Source organism: Halobacillus sp. (assembly GCF_049282395.1).
In the GTDB taxonomy this organism is placed as follows: Bacteria; Bacillota; Bacilli; order Bacillales; family Halobacillaceae; genus Halobacillus.
Genome location: NZ_JBAPTY010000186.1, coordinates 1 through 2,219 on the forward strand (window position 1 = coordinate 1; position 2,219 = coordinate 2,219).

The following is a 2,219-nucleotide window of genomic DNA, read 5'->3' on the forward strand; positions in this document are numbered from 1 at the left end:
GATACGATGGCTGAAAATGCTATGGAAGATCCATGCACAGGCACCAACCCGCGTGAAACTTCTCTAGAGCAAATGAAAGAGCTATTTAAAGCCTCTTTCTATGGCAAGGAAGCTCTAGTGAAAGCATAAATAAAAATTTGAATAGCAAAAGAGTTCAGGGTAAATTCCCCCTGAGCTCTTTTTTTATAGCTGAATAGCAGAAGTTGAGTTCTTCCCGCAAATTTGAAATAATTGGAACTCCATATAGTTTTCCATAGGAGGGATCATTTGAATAAGAGACAGGCACCCTCATTCCTATTAGGAATCATCACGATCCTTATCACCAGTTACTTGTTGATTACGCATAGGGCAGATACGTTATTGCTTCCCTTCATACAGGGCGTCTTAGGATTCATTATCGCTAGTATGATCGTTTCGGTGGTCTATTCGTTCCGTAACCAACAAAAATGGTCAGGACTGTTCTTCACGTTTGCCGCTCTATTTATCGCTGCCGTGATCCTAACCAACAACACCATGACCATCGAAGGAGTTCTTCCTGTTCTCATCATGTACATAATTATTAGCGTTCCGATTGGTATCATAGCGGGACTTTCCCAGGTGATTAAGACTTATTGAATGACGTCAGCGATGGAAGGGGAGGATCTTGTTAAAAAACTGAATAAAATGTTAATAACCATCACTTCAATCGTTCTGTTCATTTATTTCTTGATAGCGTGGATAGAAGATTGGGGGATCAGTTTTCTTGCCTTATTATTTGTGGCTCTGGTCGTCATCGCTTCAGGAATATCCTCTTTTATGGAAGGATTAAAAGTAGAGGGATATATAAGTGCCGTACTCGGGGTAATGCTTGGGTTACTTTCCTGTATTGGATTGTTCTTATAATTTGGCTTTTTTATATGGAGCTCATGCTATTAATGCCTCCATTCTGAAGAAGATTCTAAACAGAGAGGTTTCCGGGATTATTCCTTTATCCATTTAGTTAATTAACAATTTAATATTCGATACCCGGTTTCTTTAGGGAAATCATTCCTTGTGAGTTCTTTTCCAAGAATAATCTGACTATACGCCATAATTGTCCCATCGTGAGAAACTAGGTATATTCTTTTATTGCCAAATTGTTTGGACCAATTCAGGAATTCTCCTGCTAAAACGTTAAACTTTTCATCGGGTAGTTTATTTATTCCTTCTACCCACCATTTGTTTGATAATTCCTCTTCTATGTAAAAATCAGAGAACTCCTCTTTTATGATCTGCTTCGATAGAATCTTATCACAAGGTAGCGTTTGCCACTCAGATTTTTGAGGAAACATTCTTGGAGATATAAACGGACTCACTATTTTCTTGCACTTTATATCTTCACTCCAAATTTGCGCTGTCTGTATTGTTCTTCTTGTTGGACTGGCTATAATTACATCTGATTTAGACAAAGGAAACTGTTCTTTGAGCGACTTAGCTTGAATGAGCCCCTCCTCAGTCAATGCAGGGTCTGTAATTTGTAGACTTTTAGGTACATCCAAGGTGTGTTCTCCTTGTCCGTGCCGTGTAAATACTAACTCCACCGAAACTCCCCTTCCCTAAAAATTTCATTTACTCAACTAAATAGTTAGGTAAGAAAAAAGCGAACATCTATGTTGAATAATAGCACCTGATACGTGAAGACTGGATTTCAAGACAAATAAGATAAAATTTAATAGTTTAATATATCCTGACCATAACCTATAATTTCAATGATGGCTAAAATAATAAGGACTACACCAATTAACATTGCACTAAAGTGTATGATTTTTTGGAAAGAGGTCTCTGTCTTAAATTTTTTTATTGTAATCAGGCTAATAGTTAAAGGGATTATACCGGCCAATAAAATGTATCCCACCCCCAAATTAAAAGTTACTCTTTTTTATTGAAGAATAGCCCCCATTAGCGAAAGACTTGATTTCGAGATACCTCTGAATAAATTTTTAATTAACTGCAAAGTTTAGTGAGTGAAAAACCTTTGCTTTGACTGCACTATCACTCTTTTATATTTAATATCTTAAAATAAGCAAAAGCGATTGTAGCAAGACCAATACCAAAAACTATACTTCCAGAAACTATAAAATTATTTATATAACCTTCTAAGACAATTAAGTAAGTTGAAGTGTCTGCTCCTCCCTGTTTGGCTAGCCACTTGTCAGCAAGTGATGTTCCAAAATTCACACTGAAAAATATCAATATAATGC

Annotated in this window: 4 protein-coding genes; 2 read left to right on the top strand and 2 right to left on the bottom strand. The window is 36.5% G+C overall.

Annotated elements, in window-relative coordinates; all coding sequences use genetic code 11:
* The first annotated feature begins 267 nt into the window (after positions 1 to 267).
* Positions 268 to 615: a hypothetical protein gene (locus WAM07_RS08520; RefSeq protein ID WP_422166055.1), complete on the top strand. Its 348-nt coding sequence runs from the start codon at positions 268 to 270 to the stop codon at positions 613 to 615.
* Complete coding sequence (locus WAM07_RS08525) at positions 616 to 882, top strand: hypothetical protein (protein ID WP_422166056.1); 267 nt, start codon at positions 616 to 618, stop codon at positions 880 to 882.
* A gap of 101 nt (positions 883 to 983) precedes the next feature.
* Here the strand turns inward: WAM07_RS08525 and WAM07_RS08530 are convergent, their stop codons facing one another.
* Both WAM07_RS08530 and WAM07_RS08535 read right to left on the bottom strand, forming a co-directional pair.
* Positions 984 to 1,559: a histidine phosphatase family protein gene (locus WAM07_RS08530; protein ID WP_422166057.1), complete on the bottom strand. Its 576-nt coding sequence runs from the start codon at positions 1,557 to 1,559 to the stop codon at positions 984 to 986.
* Between the two features lie 451 nt (positions 1,560 to 2,010).
* Positions 2,011 to 2,219 (bottom strand): hypothetical protein (locus WAM07_RS08535; RefSeq protein WP_422166058.1); only part of this gene is annotated, 209 nt, incomplete at its 5' end.

What these genes read in the sequence shown, in the direction of transcription:
- WAM07_RS08525 (WP_422166056.1), top strand. Translation starts at nt 616, where the DNA reads ATGACGTCAGCGATGGAAGGGGAGGATCTTGTTAAAAAACTGAATAAA.